Source organism: Streptomyces sp. NPDC021096, assembly GCF_040641275.1.
Lineage (GTDB): Bacteria > Actinomycetota > Actinomycetes > Streptomycetales > Streptomycetaceae > Streptomyces.
Window position 1 is genome coordinate 72,424 of sequence record NZ_JBFADG010000026.1, and the last position, 6,577, is coordinate 79,000.

The 6,577-nt window shown below is 75.0% G+C and carries 6 protein-coding genes and 1 pseudogene; 3 read left to right on the plus strand and 4 right to left on the minus strand.

Features of this window, described 5'->3' with window-relative positions; all coding sequences use genetic code 11:
- Positions 1-2: 2 nt before the first annotated feature.
- The 4 genes from AB0G59_RS25160 to AB0G59_RS25175 all read right to left on the minus strand — a co-directional run bounded on the left by AB0G59_RS25160 (position 3) and on the right by AB0G59_RS25175 (position 3,621).
- On the minus strand, positions 3-560 hold the full coding sequence (locus tag AB0G59_RS25160; protein ID WP_360915732.1) for a hypothetical protein: 558 nt from the start codon (positions 558-560) through the stop codon (positions 3-5).
- The gene (locus AB0G59_RS25165; RefSeq protein WP_360915735.1) at positions 557-2,059 is read right to left on the minus strand and encodes an ATP-binding protein; all 1,503 of its coding nucleotides are present in this window, start codon (positions 2,057-2,059) and stop codon (positions 557-559) included. The genes AB0G59_RS25160 and AB0G59_RS25165 overlap by 4 nt, the downstream gene beginning before the upstream one ends.
- Before the next feature lie 23 nt (positions 2,060-2,082).
- Positions 2,083-2,784, minus strand: a complete 702-nt coding sequence (locus AB0G59_RS25170) for a response regulator transcription factor (protein ID WP_360915738.1) — start codon at positions 2,782-2,784, stop codon at positions 2,083-2,085.
- Positions 2,785-2,865: 81 nt separating this feature from the next.
- Positions 2,866-3,621, minus strand: a complete 756-nt coding sequence (locus AB0G59_RS25175) for a PaaX family transcriptional regulator C-terminal domain-containing protein (protein WP_360915741.1) — start codon at positions 3,619-3,621, stop codon at positions 2,866-2,868.
- An 86-nt stretch (positions 3,622-3,707) separates the two neighbouring features.
- Between AB0G59_RS25175 and AB0G59_RS25180 the strand changes: the two genes are divergently transcribed.
- The 3 genes and pseudogenes from AB0G59_RS25180 to AB0G59_RS25190 form a co-directional block, all read left to right on the plus strand.
- Positions 3,708-5,354 (plus strand): acyl-CoA dehydrogenase family protein, encoded by a 1,647-nt coding sequence (locus AB0G59_RS25180; RefSeq protein WP_360915744.1) that lies wholly within the window; start codon positions 3,708-3,710, stop codon positions 5,352-5,354.
- On the plus strand, positions 5,351-6,115 hold the full coding sequence (locus AB0G59_RS25185; protein ID WP_360915747.1) for a crotonase/enoyl-CoA hydratase family protein: 765 nt from the start codon (positions 5,351-5,353) through the stop codon (positions 6,113-6,115). The genes AB0G59_RS25180 and AB0G59_RS25185 overlap by 4 nt, the downstream gene beginning before the upstream one ends.
- A gap of 97 nt (positions 6,116-6,212) precedes the next feature.
- Positions 6,213-6,577 (plus strand): annotated as a pseudogene (locus AB0G59_RS25190) (hypothetical protein); the annotation flags it as partial.

A 6,577-nucleotide genomic window follows, 5' to 3' on the forward strand; every position in this document is an offset into this window, starting at 1 on the left:
CGTCAGGGCATGGGGGCCGGCGACATGCTCGGGGCCACCAAAGGGGCGATGTACTTGTTGTCGCAGACCTGGTCGGCCAGCTTCTTGCCACCGCCGGTGAGGACCACCTTGACCTCCTCGGCCGGCAGGTCGCCGGGCACCGCGCTGTGGGCGGCGGTGCACACCAGCTGGCTGCGGGCGATCGCCGAGAGGCGGGTGACGTCCAGCGGCAGCTGGATGGTCACCGAGCCCTGGCCGGTGAAGACCTCTACCCGTCCGGCCGGCCTGGGCAGCTCGGAGTAGAGCCCGCGGATCTTCTCGGCCTCGTTGGGCCCGGCCAGCAGCAGCGGCACCGCCTCCTCCGCGCTCACCTCCTGCTCGGCGGGGCGGGACACCGGCTGGAGCCCTCCGGGGTAGCCGAAGTAGAGCCGGGCCTCCTTCACCGGGGCGCCCGGGCGCTTGGCGCCCTGGGCGGGCAGGCCCACCTCGATGACCCCGCTCGGCTCGATGCCGCAGCCGGCCAGGACACCGGCGAGCGCACCGGCCAGGGTCACGGCGGCGACCACACGTCGTGCTCTCACGCCTCCTCGCCTCCCCGGCGCAGCGGGAGGTCGACGGTGAACACCGCTCCCCCCTCGGGCCCGTTCGCGGCCCGGACGGTGCCGTCGTGCAGGCGTACGTTCTCCGCGGTGATGGCGAGGCCGAGGCCGCTGCCCTCGGAGCGGACCCGGGCGGCGTCGGCCTTGAAGAACCGTTCGAAGACGTGCGGCAGCACCTCGGGGTCGATGCCCTCGCCCCGGTCGGCGATCTCGATCAGCAGCCGCTCCTCGGCCTCCGGGTCGCCGGGGCGCTCCACCCGCACGGCGACGCTCACCGGCTCCCCGCCGTGGCGCAGCGCGTTGCCGACGAGGTTGGCGACGACGACGTCGATGCGGCGCGGGTCCAGCCGGGCCCGTACGTCCTCGGGCAGGTCGGCCGTCACCTTCTCCTGCCAGCCGCGGGCCTGGAGGGTCTTGCGGACGGTCTCGGCGACGTCGACCTCGTCCAGGTGCAGGGCGGCGGCGCCGGCGTCGAAGCGGGAGATCTCCATCAGGTCCTCGACCATGCGGGCGAGCTTGCCGGTCTCCTCGCTGATCAGCCGGACCGCGTAGGCGGTGTCGGGGTCGAGGGTGGCGGCGTCCTCGTCGAGGACGTCGACGACGGCGGTCATCGCGGCCAGCGGGGTCCGCAGCTCGTGGGAGACGTCGGCGGCGAAGCGCCGGGAGTTGGCCTCCATGCGGCGCAGCTCGGCGACGTTCTTCTCCAGGGCCGCGGCCATGTCGTTGAAGGTGCGCGAGAGGTCGGCCAGCTCGTCGCGGCCGGTGACCTTCAGGCGGGTGTCCAGCTCGCCCTCGGTGATCTGCTGGGTGGCGCGGCGCAGCTCCCGTACGGGCCGCAGCACTCCGCGCGCGGCGATCAGGGCGGGCACGACGGCCAGGGCGATGGCCGGCAGGGCGCCTCTCTGCGCCGCCTCGACCAGCGCCCGGACGTTGGCCTCGTCCTGGCGCAGCGGCACCTGGGCGTAGACCTCCAGGCCGGACATCTGGCCGCCGCCGTCGCGGTAGGCGACGGGCAGGCCGATCACGAGCCAGGGCGATCCGTCGATGTCGACGCGCTGGAATGCGGCGATGCCGCTGCGGACCTTCTCCCGCACCCCGGACGGCAGATGGGTGTCCAGGGTGCCCTTGAGGTTGTTCGGCACCATGGGCCCGTTCTGGTAGCGGGCGTGCACGATCCAGCGCTGGGCCTGGCCGGCCCGGCCGAGGTCCTGGGTGAACTTCATCAGGTCGCTGTTGCGCGGCGGGAAGCGGAGGTCGGGCACCTGCGAGTCGACCTGGGAGCGCAGGGCGTTGACGGCCGTGTCCTGGGTGCGCTTGAGGATCGCGGTGCGCGCCTCGCGGAAGGTGAGGGCGGCCGTGGTGAGCGCGCTCAGCGCGGAGACCAGGAGGAACGCCACGACGAGCCGGGCGCGCAGCCCGCGGGCGAGGGTCCGCAGGGCGGGGCGCCGCACGGTGGGGCGACGCAGCGCCGGTCGTTTCACAGCGGTACCGCTCGTTCGCTCGTTCACAGGGGGCCGAAGCGGTAGCCGAAGCCGCGCACGGTCTGGATGTACTTCGGGGAGCGGGTGGACTCCTCGACCTTGGTGCGCAGCCGCATGACGCACGCGTCGACGAGGCGGGCGTCGCCGTGGTAGCTGTGCTCCCAGACGTGTTCCAGGAGCTGCTGGCGGCTGAAGACCCGGCCCGGGGTGGCGGACAGGTACAGCAGCAGCTTCATCTCGGAGGGGGCGAGCGCCAGGTCCTGGCCGTTCTTGGAGACGAGCAGGCCGGCGCGGTCGATGGCCAGGTCGCCGTGGACCTCGGCGGCGGCCTGGGGCACGACGGGGTCCGCCCCGCCGTCGACGGGTGCGGCGCGGCGCAGGACGGCGCGGATGCGGGCTTCGAGGACCTCGCCGCGGGCGGGCTTGACGATGTAGTCGTCGGCGCCGGCCTCCAGGCCGAGGACGACGTCGATGTCGTCGCCGCGCGCGGTGAGCATGATGATCGGGATCTGCTGGGTGGCGCGGATGCGGCGGCAGACCTCGAAGCCGCTCATGTCGGGCAGCATCAGGTCGAGCAGCACCAGGTCGGGGCGGAAGCTCTCCAGGGCCGCCAGCCCGGCCCCGCCGTTGGGCGCGGCCTCCACCTCGTGGCCGCGACGGCGCAGGGTGAGGGTGACACCTTCCCGTACGGCCCGGTCGTCCTCGATCAGAAGCACGCGTGACATGGGGACCAGTATCGGTCGTGCGTATGAGCGAATGCGCATCGGGGCGGTGCCGCCGGTGGAACTGTCACCGAGTGCTCATATTCAGGACGGGCCGGGCGGCGCCCCGATGTGCCGCAGCAGCAGTGCGCGGAAGTCGCGGTCGAACGCCTCGTACCGGGCGCGCAGGCGTTCGCCCGGCCAGTCGTCCGGCAGCAGGGGCGGCGGCAGGACCGGGTCCGCCAGCAGGTGCCGCAGCACCGCCGCCGACACCGTGAAGCGCTCGGCGAGCGGCCCGGGGCTATCGGCGAGGGCCGCCTCCAGGGCCCGGGCCCGCCGGGCCCAGCCGGCCAGGTCCCACAGGGCGGCCGCCAGCGCCGGCGGGTCGCTCTCCGGGGCGCCGGTGAGCAGCGTGCACTGCTCGGCCACCACCGCCGGCTGGCCGGTGCGGACGAGGTTGGCCGGGCGCAGCCAGCAGCCCTCGCGCAGTTCCGCCAGGCGCAGGGCGGCCATGGCCTGGCGCAGGGCGGCCCGGTCGGGGGCGGTGCGGCGCTCGGTGGAGACCACGGCGATCTCCCAGGTGCCGTCCCAGGGGCGGGTGCGCGGGGCGCGGCTGTCGTCCTGCCGGGCCTGGCGGGCCAGGAGCCGGTCGGTGAGGCGGTACGCACCGTCGCGCTGTTCGAGGTCGCCGGCGGCCACCATGCGGGTGAGGGCGGTGCGCACGGTCCCCTCGGCGGTGCCGAAGAGCTCGCCCACCCGGACCAGGGCGCGGGCGGGGAGCGCGGGCGGGTGGTGGCCGAGGAGGGTGGACAGCACGACGGAGCGTGCGGTCAGCGGCCGCAGGGAAAGCGTTTCGTCCATGACCGGCCACACCCTATCCATTACAGCCTCGCATCACGCATCATGAAAGTGTAATGCCGCCGAGTCCCCGCACGCCGGAGGTCGCCGTGAGCGCCACGCACGAAGTGTTCAACCAGGCCCCGCCCCTGACCGGCTTCTCCACCGCCGACGACCCCGCCCTGCTGGAGGCCCTGCGGCGCGACGGCGCCAGCTGGGGCGAGGAGGAGGTCCGCGCCCTGGGCGCCCGGGCCGGGTCGGAGGAGGTGCAGGAGTGGGCGCGGCTGGCCGAGGCGTACCCGCCGGTACTGCGCACCCACGACCGCTACGGCCACCGGGTGGACGAGGTCGACTTCCACTCCGCCTGGCACCACCTGATGGCCGAGGCCGTCGGCAGCGGCCAGCACGCCGCCCCGTGGGCCGAGGCCCGCCCCGGCGGCCATCTGGTGCGTGCGGCGAAGTTCTACGCCTGGGCGCAGGCCGAGCCCGGCCACGGCTGCCCGGTCTCGATGACCTACGCCGCCGTGCCCGCCCTGCGCGCGCAGCCCGAACTGGCCGCCGCGTACGAGCCGTTGCTCGCGTCCCGGACCTACGACTTCGGGCTGCGCCCGCCGCTCGGCAAGCGGGGCCTGATCGCGGGCATGTCGATGACGGAGAAGCAGGGCGGCTCGGACGTACGGGCCAACACCACCACGGCCGTGCCGGCGGGCGACGGTTCGTACGTGATCACCGGCCACAAGTGGTTCACGTCCGCGCCGATGAGCGACGTCTTCCTGGTGCTGGCGCAGACCGACCGGGGCCTCACGTGCTTCCTGATGCCGCGGGTCCTGCCCGACGGCACCCGCAACGCGATGCGGCTGCAGCGGCTGAAGGACAAGCTCGGCAACCGCTCCAACGCCTCCGCGGAGATCGAGTACGAGCAGGCGGTGGCCTGGCCGGTGGGCGAGCCGGGGCGCGGGGTGCGCACGATCGTCGAGATGGTCAACATGACGCGGCTCGACTGCGTCATCGGCTCCGCGGCCGGCATGCGGGCCGGGCTGCGGCAGGCCCTGCACCACGCGGCCCACCGCCGGGCCTTCGGCGCCGAGCTGATCGACCAGCCGCTCATGCGCAACGTCCTGGCCGACCTCGCCGTCGAGTCCGAGGCGGCCACCGTGCTGGCGATGCGGCTCGCGGCGGCCCTCGACCGCTCCGAGGCCGGCGACGCCCAGGAGTCGGCCCTGCGGCGGCTGGGCCTGGCCGCCGGCAAGTACTGGGTCTGCAAGCGCGGCAGCGCGCACGCCGCCGAGGCCCTCGAGTGCCTGGGCGGCAACGGCTACGTCGAGGAGTCCGGCATGCCCCGGCTCTACCGGGAGGCGCCGCTGCTGTCGATCTGGGAGGGCTCCGGCAATGTCGCGGCGCTGGACGTGCTGCGGGCGCTGCAGAAGGAACCGGCGGCGCTGGAGGCCTACTTCGCGGAGGTCGGCCTGGCCGCCGGGGCCGACCGCCGGCTCGACGCCGCCGCCGCGCGCCTGCGCGACCTGCTCGGCTCGCTCGCCGACCCCCACCGCGCCCAGCAGGGTGCCCGGCGCGTCGCCGAGCAGCTCACGCTCGTCCTCCAGGGCAGCCTGCTGGTGCGCCACAGCACCCCCGCCGTCGCGGACGCCTTCTGCGCCTCCCGGCTCGGCGGGGACTGGGGGCAGGCGTTCGGCACCCTGCCGCCGGGCACGGACTTCGGGCCGGTCCTGGAGCGCGCGGTGCCGAAGGAGGCCTCATGACCGTCCGTGTCGAGACGTGCGGCCCCGTCACCACCGTCGTCATCGCCCGCCCCGAGGTCCGCAACGCCGTGGACGGGCCCACGGCCACCGCGCTGGCCGACGCCTTCCGTGCGTTCGAGGCGGACGAGAGCGCACGGGTCGCTGTGCTGTGGGGCGAAGGCGGCACGTTCTGCGCCGGATTCGACCTCAAGGCGTTCGGCTCCGTGGACACCAACCGGATCGTCTCCGCAGGCGACGGCCCCATGGGGCCCACCCGGATGCGCCTGTCCAAGCCGGTCGTCGCGGCCGTCAGCGGCTACGCGGTCGCGGGCGGCCTGGAACTGGCCCTCTGGTGCGATCTGCGGGTGGCCGAGGAGGACGCGGTCTTCGGCGTCTTCTGCCGCCGCTGGGGCGTACCGCTGATCGACGGCGGCACGGTCCGCCTGCCCCGGCTGATCGGCACGAGCCGCGCCATGGACATGGTCCTCACCGGCCGCCCGGTGCCGGCGCGGGAGGCGTACGACATCGGGCTCGCCAACCGCCTGGTGCCGCCCGGCGGTTCGCGCGCGGCGGCGGAGGAGCTCGCGGCCCGCATCGCCCGCTTCCCGCAGGAGTGCCTGCGCGGCGACCGCGCCTCGCTGCTGGACCAGGAGGGCCTCACCGAGGAGCGGGCCATGGCGGCCGAACTCGCCCACGGCGCCGCCTCCCTGCCCCGGGCCGGCGAGGGCGCGGCCCGCTTCGTGGCGGGCGCGGGACGGCACGGGGACTTCACCGAACCGTGAGGGACCGATAACCCAACCGTGTCCTGATTTCACCTCTTCGGAGGAATCAGGACGAAGCAGCGCGCGAAGCGGGAGGCGGGCCCCCAAGATCGCCGTCGTGAGTGGATGGCGGCGTGCGGGACGGGCGGGATGCGTGGCCTTCGTGGCCGTACTGGCGACGACGGGCGCCACGGCCGCGGCCGATGACGAGCCGCCCGGGGCCCCGCCGTCCATGACGGCGCGCGCCCACGCCGGCACCGACGACGGTGAACCGGGCCCCGCCACGGTCCTCGTGAGCGCCGGGCCCGGCTGTCTGACGGCCTTCGCGGGGGACGGCGACAGCTTCGCCTCGGCCTCGATGTGCGCGCCGCCCTCCCCCGCTCCCCCGCCGCCGCCCGCCCCCCGGCCCACGCCGCCGCCACCGCCCCCGCCGCGGCGCGAGCCGGCCCCGGAGCCCCCCGCCCCACCGCGGCCCGCGCCGCC

What these genes read in the sequence shown, in the direction of transcription:
- AB0G59_RS25170 (WP_360915738.1), bottom strand. Translation starts at nt 2,784, where the DNA reads ATGTCACGCGTGCTTCTGATCGAGGACGACCGGGCCGTACGGGAAGGT.
- AB0G59_RS25175 (WP_360915741.1), bottom strand. Translation starts at nt 3,621, where the DNA reads ATGGACGAAACGCTTTCCCTGCGGCCGCTGACCGCACGCTCCGTCGTG.
- AB0G59_RS25185 (WP_360915747.1), top strand. Translation starts at nt 5,351, where the DNA reads ATGACCGTCCGTGTCGAGACGTGCGGCCCCGTCACCACCGTCGTCATC.